This is a genomic window from Cryobacterium sp. TMS1-13-1, assembly GCF_004403125.1.
GTDB lineage: Bacteria > Actinomycetota > Actinomycetes > Actinomycetales > Microbacteriaceae > Cryobacterium > Cryobacterium levicorallinum.
Genome location: NZ_SOGX01000009.1, coordinates 100,024 through 118,984 on the forward strand (window position 1 = coordinate 100,024; position 18,961 = coordinate 118,984).

Below are 18,961 nucleotides of genomic sequence, written 5' to 3' on the forward strand. Positions count from 1 at the left end.
GATGGCTGTACACAAGCTCGCTCCGCTCCCCGAACAGTATTCCTATGTGTTCGGGGGTCGGGAGCCGCTGCTGAGCGTTCGCCCCGGCGATATCGTCGAGGTGAGCACGGAAGACTGCTTCGGCGGACGGGTCACGACGCCCACAGACGTTCCCAGCCAAATCGTGCCTTTTTCCGAGCTCAATCCTGTCTCCGGTCCGATCGAGGTGATCGGGGCTGAGCCCGGCGACCTGTTGGCCGTGCACTTTGTCTCCATCGTGCCGGCACGTTCCTACGCGATTTCGAGCACCTTCCCGCTCTTTGGTGCGCTCTCCGCAACGCACGAGACGGCGATGCTGCACGAGCCGCTGCCGGAGCGGGTCTGGTTTTACGACATCGATTTGGATGCCTGGACGGCCACCTTTCGTGCCACGAACTCGGATTACACGCTGGCTCTCCCGCTCGATCCCATGCACGGCACCGTCGGCGTTGCTCCCGCCAGCGGCGAGGTGCGGTTGGTCGTGACCCCATCCACCCACGGCGGAAACATGGATACCCCGGAAGCGCGGGCCGGAACGACGCTGTATCTTCCGGTGAATGTGGCCGGCGCGATGCTGTCGCTCGGTGACGGTCACGCCCGCCAGGGTGAGGGTGAGGTCTGTGGAACCGGCCTCGAGTCAGCGATGAATTCCGTCATCGCACTCGACCTGGTCAAGGGTGGCGCTTCGGCCTGGCCGCGGCTTGAGAACGACGAGTTCATCATGAGCACCGGGTCGGCTCGGCCTCTGGAAGATGCCTTTCGGATCAGCCAGAAAGACCTCGTGAATTGGGCATCCGACCTCACCGGCCTAGACACGATGGATGCCTATCAGTTGGTCAGCCAAATGGGACTCGCACCGGCCGCAAACGTGTGCGATCCCAACTATACGATGGTGGCGAAGCTGCCCAAGTGGATCCTGAAAGACGCGCAAGCCTACGGCGGCGTTCACGGCCGCCTGCGCGCCGCAGCAGCGGAATACACCGCCGCTCGGTAGCGGGTCTCCGCCAGACCCGGGCCGCCAGTCGCTTAAAACAGCAGCGACACGGCCCGGGCGAGGGTGAAAATAACCAGGCCGGCGAGGGCGCCGACGACGGTTCCGTTGATGCGAATGAATTGCAGGTCGCGGCCGACCTGTAATTCGATCTTCGCGGCGGTCTCGGCGGCGGGCCAGCGCTCCACGGTTTCGGTGATGACCCCGGCGATCTCATGGCGATAGTTGGCCACGACATAGCTGGCCGTGTCGGCGAGCCAGCGGTCGATGCGGGAGCCGAGCGCGGCATCCGTTGTCAGTCGTCGGCCGACGTCTTCGAGCGTCGAACGGATGCCGCCCCGCAGCGGGCTGGCCGGGTCCTGGAGTGCCTCGGTGAGTGAGGCCTTGACCGCCGCCCAGGTGTCGCCGGCGAACTCGCGCAGTTTGGCGTTGTCGAGCACCTCGGCCTTGAGGGTTTCGACCCGGTTGATCATGGCCGGCTCGTACTGCAGGTCGTGCATGACCTCGCTGAGGTAGTCGTCGAGGGCTTTTCGCACCGGATGCTGCCGGTCCTGTCGGGCGGACGCGACGAAGGCGAGCACCTCGCGGTAGGCCTTGTCGTCGACGAGTTTGTCGACGAATCCGGGCAGCCAGGTGGGCAGCCGCTGCGACACCACGCGGCCAAACGCCTGGGGGTGGGCGCGCAGCCAGCCGTCAGCGCGGTCGAGGAGCAGGTCGACGGCCGCGTGCTGCTGCCCACTGGTGATGACGCGTTCCCCCACCCGTCCGAGACTCGGGCCCCACTCGGGCTTGATCAAATGTTCGCGGGCGACGGACTCGATGAGGTTCTTGACGGCGTCGTCGCCGAGCAGGTTGAGCAGCCCCTGGCCGGCGACAGCGAGTTCGTCGGTGAGCTTTTCGGCGTTTTTCTCGTCACTGAGCCACGCGCCGAGGCGGCGGGAAGGGTGCACGGATTCGAGCTTGCCGCGGATAACCGCCTCGGAGAGAAAGTTGGTCTCGACGAACTCGCCAAGGCTCGCACCGATCTCGTCCTTGCGGTTGGCGATGATGTTGGTGTGTGGGATGCGTAGGCCGAGCGGGTAGCGAAACAGGGCGGTGACGGCGAACCAGTCGGCGATGGCGCCGACCATGCCGCCCTCGGCCGCGGCGCGCACGTATTCGAGCCAGGGGTAGCGTTCCTGCAGGGCGAACGAGACCGTGAAGATGAGCGCCATGAGCACGAGCAGCCCGCCGGCGAGCCGCTTCATGCTGGTGAGCGCAGTGCGGCGGGCGGTGTCCTGCGGGGATTCAACGGGTGGTGCCGTTTCGATCTGGGCCATGGGTCAAGCCTGCCCGATTGTGCGGTGCGGTGTGCGCACATTTGGATGCGGCGTGCCACGGAATCTTCGGGGCGAACCCGGGTCGTGGGTTCTGGCGTGGTTGGCCGCGGCATCCGCTCGCCGAAGCGTGAGTTTCGTGCAGCGAACTGTGAGTCTTGACCCGATTTGACCAATCCAACGACTCGAAACTCACGGCCCGGTGAGGCCGCGCACAGCGGATGCGTGAGCACAACTTTAGGGATACCCTAAGGGGGTATCGATCGATTCAGTACCGAGGAAACTATGACGCACCCCAACGAGCACCACGGCACAATCACAAGTCCCGAGCACTCCGCGATGGACCATTCCGCCATGGACCACGGCGCCATGAACCACGCCGGGCACGGTGACCACGTCGGGCAGTTTCGGCGCTTGTTCTGGACCATGCTCGTGCTCGCTGTGCCCGTGGTCGGATTCAGCCACATGTTTTCGATGTTCGCCGGCTACGCGCTGCCGAACGTGGTGGGCGTCAGCTGGATCTCCCCCGTACTCGGCACCGTCATGTACGTCTGGGGCGGCCGGCCGTTTCTGACCGGGGCGGTATCCGAGCTGAAAACTCGCAAGCCCGGCATGATGCTGCTGATCGCCCTCGCGATCACGGTCGCGTTCCTCGCGTCCTGGGGCGCGAGCCTCGGCCTCATCGATTCCGAGCTCGACTTCTGGTGGGAACTCGCCCTGCTGATCGTGATCATGCTGCTCGGGCACTGGATCGAGATGCGGTCGCTCGCGCAGACAACCACTGCCCTGGAATCGCTCGCCGCGCTGCTGCCGGATGAGGCAGAGCGAGTTGAGGGCGACGCCATTGTGGTGGTCTCGCCGAGCGATCTGGTGCTCGGCGACCTCGTCGTGGTGCGGCCCGGCGGGCGCGTGCCGGCCGACGGCGAGATCACCGAGGGCACGGCCGACGTCGACGAGTCCATGATCACCGGCGAATCACGCCCGGTGCAACGCACTGTCGGCAACCAGGTCGTGGCGGGCACGGTCGCGACCGATTCCGCCCTGCGGGTGCGCGTGACCGCGGTCGGCGATGACACCGCGCTGGCCGGAATCCAGCGACTCGTCTCCGAAGCGCAGGGCTCGTCGTCGCGGGCGCAGCGCATCGCCGATCGGGCAGCCGGCTGGCTGTTCTGGTTCGCGCTCGGCGCCGGAGTGATCACCGCGATCGTGTGGACCGCGCTCGGCCAGCCGCAGGATGCCGTGGTGCGCACCATCACCGTGCTCGTGATCGCCTGCCCGCACGCGCTCGGGCTGGCGATTCCGCTCGTGGTGTCGATCGCCACCGAACGCGCCGCGAAGGGCGGCGTGCTGATCAAGGACCGTCTCGCCCTCGAGAGCATGCGCCAGGTCACTTCGGTGCTGTTCGACAAAACCGGCACGCTCACCAAGGGCGAGCCCACGGTCAGCCACCTCGCCGTCCGTCAAGCGGATGCCGCGGCTTCGGTTCCGATCACCGCGGAGGAGGTGCTCGCCTGGGCGGCCGCGGTTGAAGGTGACAGTGAGCATCCGCTTGCCCGCGCCATTGTCTCGGCGGCGCGGGGCCGCGGGCTGACCGTGCCGCGTGCGAGCGAGTTTCAGACTGCCGCGGCGGTCGGCGTGACCGGCCTGGTCGACGGGCGTCGGATCGGTGTCGGCGGGCCGAATATGCTCGATGAGCACGGGGCGGCGCGGCTGGCCGAGACCGACGCGTGGCAGAGTCAGGGTGCGATCATTTTGCACGTGCTGCGGGACGGTGAAGTCATCGGTGCGATCGGTCTCGCCGACGAGATTCGCGAAGAATCACGGCAAGCCGTTGACGCCCTGCACCGGCAGGGCATCGAGGTCGTCATGATCACTGGCGATGCCGAGGCGGTGGCCCAGTCGGTGGCCGCTGAGCTCGGAATCGACCGGGTGTTCGCGGGCGTGCACCCGGAGGACAAGGCGCGCAAGGTCGCCGAGTTGCAGCACGAGGGCCGCCGCGTGGCGATGGTCGGCGACGGCGTCAACGACGCTCCAGCGCTCGCCCAGGCCGATGTCGGTATCGCGATCGGTGCCGGCACCGACGTGGCAATCGCGTCGGCCGGCGTCATTCTGGCGAGCGACGACCCGCGCTCGGTGCTCTCGGTGATCGAGCTGTCGCGGGCGAGCTACCGCAAGATGAAGCAGAACCTGTGGTGGGCGGCGGGCTACAACCTGCTCTCGGTTCCGCTCGCCGCCGGAGTGCTCGCGCCAATCGGGTTCGTGCTGCCGATGGAGATCGGCGCGCTGCTCATGTCGGTGTCCACCGTGGTCGTCGCGCTCAACGCGCAGCTGCTGCGTCGCCTCGACCTACGGCCGGAGTCGAGCGTGCGCGAGCGCTAGCCGGCGCGCTTCAAACTCATCCGGTGACCAGCCTCGATGCGCTGGCCCCAAAAGGTTCCGGCAATGATGAGGATCGCCCCGAGAGCGCCCACCAGGCCGAGCGTTTCGCTGCCGAGCGACACTCCCACGAGCACGGCCCAGATCGGTTCGGTGCCCATGAGCAGGCTGGCCCTGGCCGCCGAGGTGCGGCGAATCGCCCACATCTGGGCCAGAAACGCGAACACGCTGCAGGCCAGGCCCAGGTAGAGCACGCCGGTCCAGGCGGCTACATCAAAGGTCGAAATCGCCGCGACCAGCCCGGCAACGTCAAATGCCGTGAACACGACCGCGCCGACGAGCGCCTGCAGCAGGGTGAGGGTGATCGTGCTGTCGCTCCGGCCGCGAGTGAGGTGGCCCATCATGGTCACGTGCAGGGATCGCACGAGTGCCGCCGCCAAGATGAGCAAGTCGCCCACATTCGGCTCGGCGAATCCGTTGCCCGAGACCAGCAGGGCGACGCCGACGACCGCGAGCACCGCGGCCACAAAGAACGGACGCGGCAGCCAGCGCCGGGCCGCGACCGACTCCAGCACCGGCGTGACGATGATGGTGAGGCTGATGATCAGCCCGGCATTCGTGGCCGAAGTGAACGCGACTCCCTGGGTTTCCAGCCAGAGGATGCTCGCCTGCGTCACCCCGAGGAGCAGCCCGAGCCCGAGCGCTCGCCGCGTTGGAAGTCGTTCGCGCCGCGCGACCCAGACGATCAGCAGGGCCAGAGCCGCCACCAGAAACCGCAGGGCGAGCACGGCCGACACGCTCGCCTGCTCGGTGAGCACCTTCGCGCTCAGATAGCTGCCGCCCCAGACCGCGGCCACAAGCAGCAGCACGAGGTCGACGCGGTACCGCCCGAGAGCGTGCGGCAGGCGCGTACCGCGGGCCGGTCTGCCCCGGAGCTGCGTGCCAGTCATCCGGTGCACGCTGGTGGCGAGCAGCGGAACGGGTCAGCAGCCGCGCGCACGAAAGAACGCGCCGAGTCTGGGCTGTAGGTCAGCGTCGTGGTCATATGGCAATGCTGCTGGCAGGCATCCGTTAAGTCTAGGTGCCAATTTTTGAACGGATGCTTTAGCCTGATCTTATGGAATTGCGTCAGCTGGCCGTATTGCGGGAGCTCGGCGAGCGGGGAAGTGTCGCCGCGGTGGCCCGGGCGCTGCACGTCTCGTCGTCGGCGGTGTCGCAGAAACTCACCGCACTGCAGCGGCGAGCCGGCGTTCCACTCACCGAAAAGCGCGGTCGGGTACTCGGGTTGACCCCGGCCGGGGTGGCTTTGGCGGGCGCGGCTGCCGAGGTATCGACGGCCATGGCCCGGGCCGATGAGGCCGTCGCGCGGTTTCAGAACGACGCCGGCCTGCCCGTGACCGTGAGCGCCTTCCACAGTGCCGGCCTCGCCTGGTTCGCCCCGCTGCTGAATCGCCTGCAGGAACGGGGCGGTTCGACCGTCGTCTGCGGCGACGAGGATGTGCCGCGCGAACGCTTTGCCGGCCTGGTCGCCGACTACGACCTGGTCATTGCGCACCGGGTTCCGCACGATCCGCACTGGCCGAACACGGTCGCAATCACGCCGCTGCTGTTCGAGCCGCTGGATGTCGCCGTGCCGGTCGGGCATCCGCTCGCCGAAAGGGCGTCCGTGACGGTCGACGATATTCGCCAGGAACCCTGGGTCACCGGGCACGTCGGGTTCCCGCTCGCCGAGGCGGTGAACGTGGTCGCCGCCGCGGCCGGACAGCCGCTGCGCATCGTGCACCGCATCAACGAGTTCTTCGTGGCGACCTCGGTCGTGGCGACCGGAGCGGCGATTGCGCTGCTGCCGCGGTACACGATGGCGCCCCGCGAGGGTGACGGTGTGGTGCTGGTGCCGTTTCGCGATCTGCGCGTAGGCCGGCAGATCGATGTCCTGAGCCGCCCGGAGGCACTCGCCCGCGCCTCCGTGCGTCAAGTGCTTGCCGAGCTCGTCGTCGTGGCTGAGCGGCGTTAGGCCGACAGGTCAAACCCGGCATGACGGATGCCCCAGCGCACGACCCACTGCTCCCCCGGCTCCAGCCAGTGCAGGCCCGCACCGGAATTGAAGGCATCGGCGGGTGCCGTCATGGGTTCGATGGCGATCGCCTGGCCGCGAATCGGCTCGGCGCCGGCGGTGCTCACCGGAAAGATGCGCGGCGTGAACACCTGCACGTAGCGCATGTTCTCGTCGCCCCAGAGGGTGACCCGGCGGCCATCCGCTGCGGTGAGGGTGTGTTCGCCAGCACTTCCAACCCCGCCAAACCCATCGTCAAGATCGAGGTCGCCGACCGCGATGCCCGCGCGAAGGTCAAACCGGGTGTCGTCGACCGGGGTCTCGCCGGTCGGGTTGAGGCGGTCGTCCACGTCGAGGTGGGTCGCGGCATCCACGCGCACAACGAGTTCGCCGGTCGGGACGTCGCCGATTTTCAGATACGGATGCGCCCCTACGGCCACCGGAGCCGGCTCGGCTCCGACGTTCTGCAGCCGGTGCGTGACGTTGAGTCCGTCGGCCGTGAGGGCGTAGGTCACCTCGGTCTCGAGGTGAAACGGATAGCCCGACTGGGGAAAGATGGTGGCGCCGAGCGTCACCGAGTCGCTCTGCCGGGACAGTTCACGATAGGCGGCAAAGCGCAGCAGCCCGTGGATGGCGTTCTGCCGGGTCGGCTCGGTGAGCGCCAGTTGACGTTTGATGCCGTTCTGAGTCCACTGACCGTCACGAATGCGGTTGGGCCAGGGCACGAGGACGATTCCGGCTGCCATCGGTGGCTGCACGAACTCGTCGAAGGTCTCGACCAGGTCTATGCCGTTCACGGAATATACCCGCAGACCGGCCGCTACCTCGGTCACAACCGCTCGGGCCGTTCCGCTCGGTGTCTGCAGGGTCAGGTCATATTGGATTCCGGTGGGTGCGCGCATCCGTTCAGCCTATGGCCGCGCGCTGCGCCGCTTGGGCGAGCAAAACGCTGAGCCCGCCCTCGCGCAACGCATTCAACGTTTCTTCGTCGGCGGCGGCATCGGTGATCAGGGTGTGGAAGGCGCTCAGCGGGCCGACCCGACCGAGGTGCACCTGGCCGAGCTTGGAACGATCAGCCACGACGATCACCCGCTCCGCCGCGGCGAGCATGAGCGCCTTGACCCCCGCCTCTGGGAGGTTGATGTTGGTCACGCCACCGTCCAGATCGACGCCGTTGCAACCGATAAAGGCCAGGTCCGCGTGGATCTGGCCCAGCATCAGGCCAGCGAGGGGATCGACCAGGGAGTGCTGGAGCGGGCGCAGCGACCCGCCGGTGACGATCACGGTGAATCGGGGGATGGCCTGTTCCAGTTCGAGCGCGATGCTGAGCCCGCTGGTGATGATAACGACGTCGTGCAGGTCTTCTCGCGCAACCAGGGCGCGGGCGATGGCGTGGGTTGTCGTGCCGACGTCAAGAATCACGCTCTGCCCGCTCTGCACGAGAGCAGCCGCGATCTGGGCAATCTGCTGTTTGGGAACAACGGATGCTCCGAGCGCTTCCTCGAACGAGGGCTCACGTTCGGCCCGTTGACCCGCACCCGGGGACTGGGCCGGCACCGCTCCGCCGTGTACGCGCCGCACGCCGCCCTGAAGCTCGAGGGCATCGAGGTCGGCCCTGGCGGTCACACCGGAAATGCCAAAGGCGCTGCGCAGCTCGCTCACCCGCACAAACCCGCGTTCGTCAACGAGTTGCTGTGCTTGCTCCCGACGAACGTGTGCGGGAAGTGGATCGGGTAGCGGGCTGCGCGTCTCGTCGTTCTCGATCATTCCCCCAGTATCACTTACTTACTTTTACTTTTCAATGCGAAATATTACGGTTTCGCTTGCGCAAATTTGATATTGTGGCAGTGCCATGACGAACTCAGAGCCCCGCCTCCCCCACTTTGTCGCCGACGAGACCATTGCCCGGCAATCCAGCACCCTGGCCGACGGTCGCGACCTTATCTATTTCGACGACCCCGACACCACCTTGTCGCCCGATCGCGCCCCCGATCGGCGGGAGCCCAGCGAACGCGCGACCACCGCGACTATGCGTCAGGACCCGCTCACCGGCGAGTGGGTCTCGATCGCCGCCAACCGCCAAAACCGGGTGTTCCTGCCGCCGGCCACGCAAGACCCGCTCGCGCCGCAGTCGCCAGGTAATGCGTCGGAGATCCCGAGCAATTACGACGTAGCAGTGTTTGAGAACAAATCCCCCTCCTTTGGTCCACTATTAGCGGATGCCCCCGCCGATCTGGCCGATCTCGACCGCATCGGCATCGGTCGCACCCGCCGGTCCGTTGGCCGTTGCGAAGTGGTCTGCTTCAGCCCCGAAAATGAAGGATCCTTTGCGAGCCTGTCGGTAACCAGAGCTCGAACCGTGATCGAAGCCTGGGCCGAACGCACCCACGTACTGTCGCAGCTGCCGGGCATCGAACAGGTATTCCCGTTTGAGAATAGAGGGGAACAGATCGGCGTGACCCTGCGGCATCCGCACGGCCAGATCTACTCCTACCCCTATGTCACCCCCCGAACGCAGCGCCTGGCCGACTCGCTCGAGAGCTATGGGCCCACCCTGTTCACCGACATTCTGGCCAGCGAACAGGCCAGCGACCGGGTGATTCTTTGCGGCGAACACTGGACCGCGTTCGTGCCGTTCGCCGCGCGCTGGCCCATCGAAGTGCACATGCTGCCGCACCGCCAGGTACCCGACTTTGCCGAGACCACCCTCGCCGAACGCGACGAGCTGGCCGTGTTGTACCGTCGACTGCTGCGCGGCATCGACGCCATTTACACCACCCCGACTCCCTATATCGCCGCCTGGCATCAAGCGCCGGTTCGGGTGCATCGCGCGGACATCCGTCTGATGCTGCAGCTGACCAGCCCCAGGCGTGCCGAGGACAAGCTCAAGTTTCTGGCCGGCTCGGAGGCAGCGATGGGTGCCTGGATCGGAGACGTCACCCCAGAGGATGCCGCCACCACGATTCGTGCGGCCGTCGCGCGTGCCGCCGAGGCCGACTCCGCCGCCGTTTCAGCGGGGACACCCTCGTGACCGTCAACGCCCTGGATCGCGCCGCCCAGGCCGACTTTGCGAACCGCTTCGATCGCACCGCGACGGGATTGTGGTCGGCGCCCGGTCGAGTGAATCTGATCGGTGAGCACACCGATTACAACGACGGATTCGTGCTGCCGCTCGCCATCGACCGGCGCACCGTCGTTGCCCTGGCAACGCAAAGCGACCGGGTCATTCGCGTGGCCAGTTCCTTCGCCGCCGAGACCGTCGCGGTGTCCCTCGACGAACTCGTTCCCGAGAACCTGACCGGCTGGTCGGCCTACCCGCTCGGTGTGGCCTGGGCGCTGGGGCAATTCGGAGCCGACCTCGCAGCCCTGCCGGGGTTCGACATCTATGTCGACTCCGATGTGCCGGTCGGGGCCGGACTCTCCTCATCGGCCGCGCTCGAATGCGCCGTCGCGGTCGCCCTCAACGATGTCTGGGGACTGAACCTCGATCGGCCAACCCTGGCCCGGGTCGGGCAGCTCGCCGAGAACCGCGTCGTGGGCGCCCCAACCGGCATCATGGACCAGTCGGCGTCACTGCTCGGCCAGGTCGACGCGGCCGTGTTTCTGGACTGCCGGACCCTCGCGGCCGAGGTTATCCCGCTCGGACTCAACCCGGCCGGCCTGGAACTGCTGATCATCGACACCCGGGTCAGCCACTCGCACGCAACGGGCGGTTACGCCGCGCGCCGCGCGTCCTGCGAGGCCGGCGCCCGCATCATGGGGGTGCCCGCCCTGCGCGACCTCAGCGTCGACGATCTACCCCGAGCGCAGGCGCTGCTCGACGACGAAACCTTTCGCCGGGTGCGCCACATCGTCACCGAGAATCAGCGCGTACTCGACACCGTGCAGACCCTGCGGGTGAGCGGATGCGCCGCGATCGGCGATCTGCTCGATGCCTCGCACCGGTCGATGCGGGACGACTTCGAGATTTCAGCGCCGGAGCTCGACCTCGCCGTGGTCACCGCACGGGCGGCCGGCGCGATCGGTGCGCGCATGACCGGTGGCGGTTTCGGCGGCGCGGCCATCGCCCTGACTCCGACCGAACTCGTGCCCGCCGTACAGGCCGCGGTTCTCGCCGCCTTCGCCGCACACGGCTTCACCACCCCCGACCTGTTCGTGGTGCACGCCGCCGATGGAGCCGCCCGCGACGGCAGTGCGCTCAACTAGCGGAACGAGCGCGGCGCTGACCCGGCGCCGCGGTGCTGTCGCGCACCACCAGTTCCGGCTGGATGACCGGGATCAGCTCCGCGGGCTCGCCGCCCATCAGTCGAAGCACGCGCTCCACCGCCAGCCGGCCGACCTCGTTGAAGTCGAGCCGAACGGTCGTGAGGCCAGGTTGAAAATAGCGGGCCTCGCTCATGTCGTCGAAGCCGACGACGCTCACGTCGCCGGGCACGTCGATCCCTCGTTCGGTGAGGGCTTTGATGACTCCGAGCGCCATCGCGTCGTTGGCCACCAGGACCGCGGTGATCGTGGGATCCTCGGCAATGGCCACTCCGGCCCGGTAGCCGGAATCGGCTGTCCAATCCTCGGTGCGGAACTCGGGATTGACCGTTCGGTGGCGCCGCGCGAGTTCGGACAGCCATCCGGCGCGCCGTGCTTCCGAAGCCATCCAGCCGGGTGGCCCGCCGACGTGCCAGACCGTGTCGTGCCCCAGATCGAGCAGGTGCCGGGTCGCCAGCTGTGCTCCCAGCGCATCGTCCATCGACACCGCCGTCGAACTCGCGGGTGAACCCTGCTCGAACCGTACGATCGCCACCTCGGGATCCAGCCCCCGCAACACCGGGGCGGCGGCCGTCATCGGCGCGAGCACGATGATCCCATCGACCGCGTCGGCGACGAGCGTATCGAGCGCGGTACGGATGCCGGCCGAATCGACCCGGGGAATGGTCACCAGACTGGTCGCATAGCCGTTGCGCCGCGCCTCTTCGGCAATACCGAAGAGCACCAGGGCGGAACCGTGCACCGGAAGGGAATGGGACACCACACCCAGATTCATGGATCGGTTCGTGGCCAGGGCGCGTGCGGCCCAATTGCGGTTGTACCGCAACTGCGCAATGGCCCGTTCGACGCGGTCCCGCACCTCGGCGCCCACGTTGCTGTGCCCGTTGACGACCCGGGAGACGGTTTGTTGTGACACCCCGGCGAGTTTCGCAACGTCGATCATGCGTACGCTCGGACCGCGCGGCCGAGGCTCCCTAGCCATGCGACTCCTCCCCTCCGAGGCGACAACCCCGGTCGCCCCATGTTAGCGCACCATGAATAGCGTCAGAAGGGCTCGAAAACCAAGCCGAACAGTCCTCTGACCAATTGTCGACCAGCGAAACCAGGGTAGAAATTGTCAATTGACAGGAAGTGATAGTGCGCTAACATTTAGTAATCGTGATCGGTCATCGACGGCGAGTATCTCGCGCACGTGACCGATCGCATCCGCATGCCGCCAAGGGAGTCGATCAGTGAGCACGACCGCAGAGCAATCGCGTGCAGACGCACCAGCCGGGACCGAGTCCTACGTCATCGGCATCGATTACGGAACACTATCCGGCCGCGCGGTCGTCGTGCGCGTCTCGGACGGCGCCGAACTCGGCTCGGCCGTGCTCGACTATCCCCACGCGGTTATGGACACCACCCTCGCGGCCACAGGCGCGAAGCTGCCACCGGAGTGGGCCCTGCAGGTACCCCGGGACTACGTTGCCGTGCTGAAGAGCGCCGTTCCGGCAGCACTAGCCAGTGCGGGAATCGACCCGGCCCGGGTCATCGGCATCGGCACCGACTTCACCGCCTGCACGATGGTTCCGGTCATCACCGACGGTACCCCGCTCAACGAGCTGCCGGAGTACGCCGACCGTCCGCACGCCTACGTCAAGCTGTGGAAGCACCATTCTGCGCAGCCCCAGGCCGACCGCATCAACGATCTCGCTTTCGAGCGCGACGAAAGCTGGCTGCCCCGCTATGGTGGGCTTATCTCCAGCGAATGGGAATTCGCCAAGGGATTGCAGCTGCTCGAGGAAGATCCCGAGTTGTACGAGCGCATGGACCACTGGGTCGAGGCCGCGGACTGGATCGTCTGGCAGCTCACCGGCCGGTATGTGCGCAACGCCTGCACCGCCGGCTACAAGGGAATCCTGCAGGACGGCGAGTACCCGAGTGAGGAATTTCTCGGGGCGCTCAATCCGGCTTTTTCCCGGTTCGCCCTCGACAAGGTGAGCCACGAGATCGGCCAGCTGGGAGCATCCGCCGGCACCCTCACGGCCGAAGCCGCGGCCTGGACGGGACTACCCGAGGGTATTCACGTCAGCGTCGGCAACGTCGATGCGCACGTCACGGCACCGGCCGCGCGCGCCGTGAACCCGGGCCAGATGGTGGCCATTATGGGCACGAGCACCTGCCACGTCATGAATTCGGATCGACTCGCCGAGGTACCCGGCATGTGCGGCGTCGTTGACGGTGGTATCGTCTCCGGGTTGTACGGGTACGAAGCCGGCCAGTCCGGCGTGGGCGACATCTTCGCCTGGTATGTCAACAACCAGGTTCCCGAACGGTACTTTGCCGCGGCGGAAGCTGCGGGCCTGAGCGTGCACCAGTATCTGACCGAACTGATCAAGGACCAGCCGGTCGGCGGGCACGGCCTGATCGCCCTCGACTGGCACAGCGGCAACCGTTCGGTGCTCGTGGACCATGAGCTCTCCGGCCTCGTGCTCGGCACGACGCTAACCACCCGCCCGGAAGAGATCTACCGCGCCCTGCTCGAAGCCACGGCGTTCGGCGCCCGCACCATCGTGGAAACTTTCAACGCCAGCGGAGTGCCGGTGACCGAGTTCATCGTGGCCGGCGGACTGCTCAAGAATGCGTTCCTCATGCAGACCTACAGCGACATTCTGCGGATGCCCATCTCCACGATTGACAGCGAGCAGGGGCCTGCACTTGGCTCCGCCATCCACGCCGCCGTGGCCGCCGGCGCGTATCCGGACGTGCGCGCGGCGGGCGAGGCCATGGGCAAGCTCAGCCAGAACGTGTACACGCCCGATGCCGAGTCGGCCACGGCGTACGACCAGCTCTTCGCCGAGTATTCCCTGCTGCACGACTACTTCGGCCGCGGCGCAAACGACGTCATGCACCGACTCAAGGGCCTCAAACGCGACGCCGGCGCGGCGGCGTGACCACCTGCCTCGACGCCGCAATCACCTCATACTTCAACCGCTAGCAGCACAAGGAGCACTCAACCCATGCCTTCTCTCACCACGACCCTCGACCACGTAGAAGTCTGGTTTCTCACCGGCAGCCAGAACCTCTACGGCGAGGAGACGCTGCGGCAGGTCGCCGACCAGTCCAGAGCCATCGCCGACGCGCTCGGCGCGAGCAGCGATATCCCGGTGAAAATCGTGTGGAAACCGGTGCTCAAGGACTCCGAATCGATCCGCCGGGCGGCACTCGACGCGAACTCCGACGACGCGGTGATCGGCCTGATCGCCTGGATGCACACCTTCTCGCCCGCGAAGATGTGGATCTCCGGGCTCGACGCTCTGACCAAACCGCTGCTGCACCTGCACACTCAGGCTAACGTGGAGCTGCCCTGGAGCGAGATCGACTTCGACTTCATGAACCTCAACCAGGCCGCCCACGGCGACCGTGAGTTCGGCTACATCCAGACCCGGCTCGGGGTATCCCGCAAGACCATCGTCGGCCACGTCTCCAACCCGGCCGTGACTGGCACCATCGGCACCTGGACCCGCGCTGCCGCTGGCTGGGCGGCCAGCCGCAGCATGAAACTCGCCCGGTTCGGCGACAACATGCGCTTCGTCGCCGTCACCGAGGGCGACAAGACCGAGGCCGAATTGCGCTTCGGGGTGCAGGTGAACACCTGGCCGGTCAATGAACTCGCCGAGGCAGTGCACGCGGCAACGGATGCTGAGATCACCGCCCTGATCGCCGAGTATGAAGAGCGCTATGACGTCGTTCCCGAATTGCGCACCGGCGGCGAACGCCACGAGTCGCTCCGCTACGGCGCCGCGATCGAGATCGGGCTCAAGTCCTTTCTCGAGGCCGGCGGCTTCAGCGCCTTCACCACGAGCTTCGAAGACCTCGGCGCGCTCCGCCAGCTGCCCGGCCTCGCCGTGCAACGACTGATGGAGCAGGGCTACGGCTTCGCCGGGGAGGGCGACTGGAAGACGGCCATCCTCGTGCGCGTGGCCAACGTAATGGGCGCCGGTCTTCCCGGCGGCGCGAGCCTCATGGAGGATTACACGTACGACCTCACCCCCGGGGCCGAACTCATCCTCGGCGCCCACATGCTCGAGGTCAACCCGGCGCTGGCGACCGAGAAGCCGACCCTCGAGATCCACCCGCTCGGCATCGGTGGCCGCGAGGATCCCGTGCGCCTCGTCTTCAACGCTGCCCCCGGCCCCGCGGTCGTGGTCGCGATGAGCGACATGCGCGACCGGTTCCGTCTCATCGCGAACGTCGTCGAGGTGGTCGAGCCCACCGAGGCACTCCCGAAACTCCCGGTCGGCCGCGCCGTCTGGCGTCCGGAGCCCGACTTCGCCACCTCAGCCGCAGCCTGGCTAACCGCCGGCGCCGCCCACCACACCGTCATGTCGACGGCCGTCGGCATCGACGCCTTCCAGGACTTCGCCGAGATCGCGCGCACGGAGCTCCTCGTGATCGACAAGTCCACCACCCTGCGCGACTTCACCCGCGAGGTGCGCTGGAACCAGGCCTACTATCGGCTGGCGCAGGGCATCTGATCCCACGGGCCGAGTTCGGTCTCGAACTCGGCCCGCCAGCGGCCCTCCCGATCGGCCTCCCCGATTCCGGGGCGGGCCGCCTGCGCCTTGCGACGAGCGCGGGCCGCTGCCGGTCGCCGGCTCACCGCACGGGCTCGCTGGCCCGTGCTGGCCCGCTGCCCGCTGCCTCGGTGCCTCGGTGCCTCGCTGCCTCGCTGCCTCGCTGCCTCGGGCTAGGCTGGCGCGTATGACTGCTGACAGCGCCGCCCGAATCATCGTCCTGCCCAACACGCCGGCGCCGAGCATCGCCGAGAGCGCGTTCGTCGCTCCGGGCGCGGTGATCGTGGGCAACGTCACCCTCGCCGACCGGGCCAGCGTGTGGTACAACTCCGTGCTGCGCGCCGAGCTCGAGCCGATCACGATCGGGGCCGGCTCGAACCTGCAGGACAACGTCTCCTGCCACGTCGACACCGACTTTCCGCTCACCCTCGGCACCGGCGTCTCGGTCGGGCACGGCGCCGTGCTGCACGGCTGCACGATCGAAGACAACGTGCTGGTCGGTATGGCCGCGACCATTCTGAACGGCGCCGTCATCGGCACCGGATCCCTCGTCGCTGCCGGAGCCGTCGTGCTCGGCGGAACCGTGGTGCCGCCTGGGTCCCTCGTGGCCGGCGTTCCCGCCAAGGTTCGACGCCCGCTGACCGACGACGAGATCGACAGCATCCGTCACAATGCGCAGAACTATTTGGAACACACCGAGCTGCACCGCACCGCCCTCGCCTAGCCGCAGCGCCGAGCGCCGCCATCATTTGCAAGATCTCCGCAGGTACGTCCAGCCGCTCAGGCAGCAAGCCCGGCAGTTACGCGAGCAGCGACTGTTCGGCGGCCTTGACCACGTTCGAGACCAGCATCGCGCGGGTCATCGGGCCGACGCCACGCGGATTCGGCGACAGGTGCCCGGCGACAGCGGCAACATCGGGATGCACGTCACCGGTCAGGCGGCCTTTGCCGGTGACTTCGTTGTGCACGCGGGTGATTCCCACGTCCAGGACGGCGGCGCCCGGCTTGACCCAGTCGGCCTGGATCAGGTGCGGCACTCCGACTGCGGCCACGACGATATCAGCACGGCGCACCTCACCGGCGAGGTCGACGGTACGCGAGTGCGTCAGGGTGACGGTCGCGTCGAGGCCCTTGCGGGTGAACAGCAGGCCAAGCGGGCGACCGACGGTGAGGCCGCGACCGACCACAACGACCTTCTTGCCCACGATCGGCACGTCGTAGCGGCGCAGCAGCTCGACGATTCCGGCCGGGGTGCACGGCAGCGGGGAGCGCAGTTCGCCCTCGATCCCGAGCACCAAACGCCCGAGGTTGGTCGGGTGCAGGCCGTCGGCATCCTTCGACGGATCGATCAGTTCGAGCATCGCGTTCTCGTTGTGGCCGACCGGAAGCGGCAGCTGAATGATGTAGCCGGTCACCTCGCGGCTGTTGTTAAGATCCTTGATGGCGGCACGCACGTCGGCACTGGTCGCCGAGCCGGGCAGGTCGATGCGAATCGATTCGATGCCAACCTCGGCGCAGTCGCTGTGCTTGCCGGCGACGTAGGTCTCCGAGCCGGGATCATTGCCGACCAGCAGGGTGGCCAGTCCGGGCACGATACCGTGCGCGCGCAGGGCCACGATGCGATCGCGAAGCTCAGCTTTGATATCAGACGCGGTCTTGACGCCGTCGAGTGTGATTGCCGTCATTTGCGGTTCCCTACTGTTGTGGTTCAGGTCGGTACTGTCGTCCAGGTCACTCGGTCGGAGCCCGGGCCCCGTCCGCGGGCCCAGGTTATAACCTGGGCCCAGGGACGGGGCCAAGGCCCCAGACAAAGGTGCGGCGGGGGTACATCGCGCGAGTCACTCGCAGGCAGGCACGAGAAGACGGATGCTGCCGGCCAGGCCGGCCGGCAGCATCCGTTCTCGAAGGAGCTACTGCTCCAGCCCGGAGTACAGCGGGAACGCCTGCGTGAGCGCTCCGACGCGGGTGCGGAGCGCGGCGATGTCGGCGCCGGGCTTGAGTGCCGCGGCAATGACGTCGGCAACCTCGGTGAACTCGGCGTCGCCGAATCCGCGGGTGGCCAGGGCCGGCGTGCCGATGCGCAGGCCCGACGTGACCATCGGCGGGCGCGGGTCGAACGGAACGGAGTTGCGGTTCACCGTGATGCCCACCTCGTGCAGGGCATCCTCGGCCTGCTGGCCGTTGATCTCGGAGTGGCGTAGGTCGGCGAGCACGAGGTGCACGTCGGTTCCGCCGGTGAGCACGTCGATGCCGTGCTCGCGCGAGTCGTCAGCGGTCAGACGGTCGGCGAGGATTCGGGCACCGCGCAGGGTGCGCTCCTGACGTTCCTTGAACTCTGCCGTTGCGGCGAGCTTGAACGCGGTCGCCTTGGCGGCGATCACGTGCATCAGCGGGCCGCCCTGCTGGCCGGGGAACACGTTGGAATTGAGCTTCTTGGCCAGGGTCATGTCCCGGGAGAGGATGAAGCCCGAACGCGGGCCGGCGAGGGTCTTGTGCACGGTGCTCGACACGACGTCGGCGTAGGGCACGGGCGAGGGGTGCAGGCCGGCGGCGACGAGTCCGGCGAAATGGGCCATGTCCACCCAGAGCAGCGCGCCGACCTCGTCGGCGATGGCGCGGAAGGCTTCGAAGTCGAGGTGACGCGGGTAGGCCGACCAGCCGGCGATAATGACCTTCGGCTTGCTCTCGAGGGCCTTGTCGCGCACGACATTCATGTCGACGCGGAAGGTCTCCGGGTCGACTCCATAGGCGACCGGGTTGTACAGCTTGCCGGAGAAGTTGAGCTTCATACCGTGGGTGAGGTGGCCGCCGTGGGCCAGCTCGAGGCCGAGGATGGTGTCGCCGGGGGTGGCGATGGCGGAGAGGACTGCGGCGTTCGCTGTGGCGCCGGAGTGCGGCTGCACGTTCGCGTAGGCGGCTCCGAACAGGCTCTTGGCCCGGTCGATGGCGAGCTGCTCGGCGACGTCGACGTACTCGCAGCCGCCGTAGTAGCGGCGTCCCGGGTAGCCCTCGGCGTACTTGTTGGTGAGCACGGAGCCCTGCGACTGCAGCACGGCGCGCGGAACGAAGTTCTCGCTCGCGATCATTTCGAGGTAGTCGCGCTGGCGGCCGAGCTCCTGCTCGAGCACGGCGGCGATCTCGGGGTCAACGACCGAGAGCGGTTCGTTGAAGGTCGACTTCAAGACGGTGGCGGAATCAGGCACGGAGTTCTCCTTATATATGGATGTTGCGGCCCAGGCGTGCGGCCACTAACCGTGTCAGTCGCTCCCCGATGGTGACCCATCTTCGTGCTACGCCAGTTGCGACTCGACTAGCATATCAGCGGATGCCGCCGCGCGCGTCTTTTCGTGGCGCTGGTCGGCGCGGCTCCGGTCGCGCGGCACTC

15 protein-coding genes and 1 riboswitch are annotated in these 18,961 nt (G+C 67.2%); of the genes, 8 read left to right on the forward strand and 7 right to left on the reverse strand.

Translation table 11 applies throughout. The features are described 5' to 3' along the window. Position 1 precedes the first annotated feature (1 nt). Positions 2-1,012: an acetamidase/formamidase family protein gene (locus E3T31_RS08685; RefSeq protein ID WP_134468388.1), complete on the forward strand. Its 1,011-nt coding sequence runs from the start codon at positions 2-4 to the stop codon at positions 1,010-1,012. 32 nt (positions 1,013-1,044) lie between these two features. Here the strand turns inward: E3T31_RS08685 and E3T31_RS08690 are convergent, their stop codons facing one another. Further along, on the reverse strand, positions 1,045-2,328 hold the full coding sequence (locus E3T31_RS08690) for a DUF445 domain-containing protein (protein ID WP_134468389.1): 1,284 nt from the start codon (positions 2,326-2,328) through the stop codon (positions 1,045-1,047). Between the two features lie 282 nt (positions 2,329-2,610). Here E3T31_RS08690 and E3T31_RS08695 point away from each other — a divergent pair, with 282 nt between their 5' ends. Further along, the gene (locus tag E3T31_RS08695; RefSeq protein ID WP_134468390.1) at positions 2,611-4,704 is read left to right on the forward strand and encodes a heavy metal translocating P-type ATPase; all 2,094 of its coding nucleotides are present in this window, start codon (positions 2,611-2,613) and stop codon (positions 4,702-4,704) included. Here the strand turns inward: E3T31_RS08695 and E3T31_RS08700 are convergent. Next, complete coding sequence (locus E3T31_RS08700) at positions 4,701-5,651, reverse strand: DMT family transporter (RefSeq protein WP_134468391.1); 951 nt, start codon at positions 5,649-5,651, stop codon at positions 4,701-4,703. The genes E3T31_RS08695 and E3T31_RS08700 overlap by 4 nt on opposite strands. A 167-nt stretch (positions 5,652-5,818) precedes the next feature. On the opposite strand from E3T31_RS08700, the gene E3T31_RS08705 reads away from it, so the two are divergent. Then, positions 5,819-6,715, forward strand: coding sequence for a LysR family transcriptional regulator (locus E3T31_RS08705; protein ID WP_134468392.1), 897 nt, complete (start codon positions 5,819-5,821; stop codon positions 6,713-6,715). On the opposite strand, the gene E3T31_RS08710 is transcribed toward E3T31_RS08705, so the two are convergent. Together E3T31_RS08710 and E3T31_RS08715 are read right to left on the reverse strand one after the other, a co-directional pair. Continuing rightward, entirely contained in the window at positions 6,712-7,656 is a 945-nt protein-coding gene (locus E3T31_RS08710; protein WP_134468393.1) for an aldose 1-epimerase family protein, read from the reverse strand. The genes E3T31_RS08705 and E3T31_RS08710 overlap by 4 nt on opposite strands. A 4-nt stretch (positions 7,657-7,660) precedes the next feature. Then, entirely contained in the window at positions 7,661-8,521 is an 861-nt protein-coding gene (locus E3T31_RS08715; RefSeq protein ID WP_134468394.1) for a DeoR/GlpR family DNA-binding transcription regulator, read from the reverse strand. Between the two features lie 85 nt (positions 8,522-8,606). Here E3T31_RS08715 and galT point away from each other — a divergent pair, with 85 nt between their 5' ends. Both galT and galK read left to right on the forward strand, forming a co-directional pair. Then, positions 8,607-9,785: a galactose-1-phosphate uridylyltransferase gene (gene galT / locus E3T31_RS08720; RefSeq protein ID WP_134468395.1), complete on the forward strand. Its 1,179-nt coding sequence runs from the start codon at positions 8,607-8,609 to the stop codon at positions 9,783-9,785. Continuing rightward, positions 9,782-10,960: a galactokinase gene (galK, locus tag E3T31_RS08725; protein WP_370304403.1), complete on the forward strand. Its 1,179-nt coding sequence runs from the start codon at positions 9,782-9,784 to the stop codon at positions 10,958-10,960. The genes galT and galK overlap by 4 nt, the downstream gene beginning before the upstream one ends. Here galK and E3T31_RS08730 read toward each other — a convergent pair. Then, positions 10,953-11,999, reverse strand: a complete 1,047-nt coding sequence (locus tag E3T31_RS08730; RefSeq protein WP_241977776.1) for a LacI family DNA-binding transcriptional regulator — start codon at positions 11,997-11,999, stop codon at positions 10,953-10,955. The two genes, galK and E3T31_RS08730, sit on opposite strands and share 8 nt — an antisense overlap. Positions 12,000-12,249: 250 nt before the next feature. Here E3T31_RS08730 and araB point away from each other — a divergent pair, with 250 nt between their 5' ends. From araB to E3T31_RS08745, 3 genes are all read left to right on the forward strand, one after another. Then, complete coding sequence (gene araB / locus E3T31_RS08735; RefSeq protein WP_134468396.1) at positions 12,250-13,953, forward strand: ribulokinase; 1,704 nt, start codon at positions 12,250-12,252, stop codon at positions 13,951-13,953. A 66-nt stretch (positions 13,954-14,019) separates the two neighbouring features. Continuing rightward, positions 14,020-15,537, forward strand: a complete 1,518-nt coding sequence (gene araA, locus E3T31_RS08740) for an L-arabinose isomerase (RefSeq protein ID WP_134468397.1) — start codon at positions 14,020-14,022, stop codon at positions 15,535-15,537. A 226-nt stretch (positions 15,538-15,763) separates the two neighbouring features. Then, positions 15,764-16,300: a gamma carbonic anhydrase family protein gene (locus E3T31_RS08745; protein ID WP_134468398.1), complete on the forward strand. Its 537-nt coding sequence runs from the start codon at positions 15,764-15,766 to the stop codon at positions 16,298-16,300. 76 nt (positions 16,301-16,376) lie between these two features. On the opposite strand, the gene E3T31_RS08750 is transcribed toward E3T31_RS08745, so the two are convergent. Next, on the reverse strand, positions 16,377-17,261 hold the full coding sequence (locus E3T31_RS08750; protein ID WP_134468399.1) for a bifunctional methylenetetrahydrofolate dehydrogenase/methenyltetrahydrofolate cyclohydrolase: 885 nt from the start codon (positions 17,259-17,261) through the stop codon (positions 16,377-16,379). A gap of 225 nt (positions 17,262-17,486) precedes the next feature. Next, the gene (gene glyA, locus E3T31_RS08755) at positions 17,487-18,779 is read right to left on the reverse strand and encodes a serine hydroxymethyltransferase (RefSeq protein WP_304993883.1); all 1,293 of its coding nucleotides are present in this window, start codon (positions 18,777-18,779) and stop codon (positions 17,487-17,489) included. A gap of 21 nt (positions 18,780-18,800) precedes the next feature. Then, positions 18,801-18,889, reverse strand: a riboswitch (ZMP/ZTP riboswitch). Positions 18,890-18,961: the final 72 nt, after the last annotated feature.

What these genes read in the sequence shown, in the direction of transcription:
- E3T31_RS08690 (WP_134468389.1), bottom strand. Translation starts at nt 2,328, where the DNA reads ATGGCCCAGATCGAAACGGCACCACCCGTTGAATCCCCGCAGGACACC.
- E3T31_RS08685 (WP_134468388.1), top strand. Translation starts at nt 2, where the DNA reads ATGGCTGTACACAAGCTCGCTCCGCTCCCCGAACAGTATTCCTATGTG.
- E3T31_RS08730 (WP_241977776.1), bottom strand. Translation starts at nt 11,999, where the DNA reads ATGGCTAGGGAGCCTCGGCCGCGCGGTCCGAGCGTACGCATGATCGAC.
- E3T31_RS08710 (WP_134468393.1), bottom strand. Translation starts at nt 7,656, where the DNA reads ATGCGCGCACCCACCGGAATCCAATATGACCTGACCCTGCAGACACCG.
- E3T31_RS08715 (WP_134468394.1), bottom strand. Translation starts at nt 8,521, where the DNA reads ATGATCGAGAACGACGAGACGCGCAGCCCGCTACCCGATCCACTTCCC.
- E3T31_RS08745 (WP_134468398.1), top strand. Translation starts at nt 15,764, where the DNA reads ATGACTGCTGACAGCGCCGCCCGAATCATCGTCCTGCCCAACACGCCG.
- E3T31_RS08700 (WP_134468391.1), bottom strand. Translation starts at nt 5,651, where the DNA reads ATGACTGGCACGCAGCTCCGGGGCAGACCGGCCCGCGGTACGCGCCTG.
- E3T31_RS08705 (WP_134468392.1), top strand. Translation starts at nt 5,819, where the DNA reads ATGGAATTGCGTCAGCTGGCCGTATTGCGGGAGCTCGGCGAGCGGGGA.
- E3T31_RS08695 (WP_134468390.1), top strand. Translation starts at nt 2,611, where the DNA reads ATGACGCACCCCAACGAGCACCACGGCACAATCACAAGTCCCGAGCAC.
- E3T31_RS08750 (WP_134468399.1), bottom strand. Translation starts at nt 17,261, where the DNA reads ATGACGGCAATCACACTCGACGGCGTCAAGACCGCGTCTGATATCAAA.
- araA (WP_134468397.1), top strand. Translation starts at nt 14,020, where the DNA reads ATGCCTTCTCTCACCACGACCCTCGACCACGTAGAAGTCTGGTTTCTC.
- galT (WP_134468395.1), top strand. Translation starts at nt 8,607, where the DNA reads ATGACGAACTCAGAGCCCCGCCTCCCCCACTTTGTCGCCGACGAGACC.